1 protein-coding gene is annotated in these 674 nt (G+C 78.8%); it reads left to right on the top strand.

From position 1 onward, the window contains the following. Positions 1–33: 33 nt before the first annotated feature. Positions 34–674 (top strand): histone deacetylase (locus FOE67_RS27720; protein ID WP_323385629.1); only part of this gene is annotated, 641 nt, incomplete at its 3' end.

The raw sequence follows: 674 nt of genomic DNA, 5'->3' as shown, positions 1-674 counted from the left end.
GTCCCCCCGCCCGTACGGGCGGGGGTGAGCCCCGTGGACCGGCTCTGGTACGCCGCCTACGGCTCCAACACCCACCCCGCCCGGCTGGCCCTCTACCTGCGCGGCGGGGTTCACCCGGACGGCGGGCGCGCCTACCCGGGCTGCCGCGACCCCCGTCCGCCGGAGCGCAGCGCCCCGCTGTGGCTGCCCGGCTCGCTGTACTTCGCCACGGTCTCACCCGTGTGGCGGGGCGGCCGGGCCTTCTACGACCCGGACACCCCCGGCCCCACCGCGGCCCGCGCCCACCTGCTGCGGGCCGGGCAGTTCGCGGACCTGCTGGCCCAGGAGATGTACCGGGAGCCGGGCACGGAACCCGCACCGGACCTCCACGCCCTGCGGTCGGCGGGCCGACTGCGGATGGGCCCCGGCCGGTACGAGACGCTGGTCCTCGCCGGTGAGCTCGACGGCCTGCCGGTGGTGACCTTCACCGCCCCCTGGCGGTCCGACGAGGTGTCGGCCGTGGCCCCGGCCCCGGCCTACCTGTGGCGGATCGGCACCGGCCTGCGGGAGGCCAACGGCTGGGACGCGGAGCGGACCGCCGACGCGCTGGTGGGGTCGCCGGGCGTCGCCGGGCACTGGACCCGCGACACCCTGGCCGCGCTGATCGCCGGCCCGTCCCCGGATCCCCCGGCCCC

Source organism: Streptomyces calidiresistens (assembly GCF_014141525.1).
Lineage (GTDB): Bacteria > Actinomycetota > Actinomycetes > Streptomycetales > Streptomycetaceae > Streptomyces > Streptomyces calidiresistens.
Note: the sequence above shows the minus strand (reverse complement) of the source record. Positions and strands in the feature narration are given on the sequence as shown.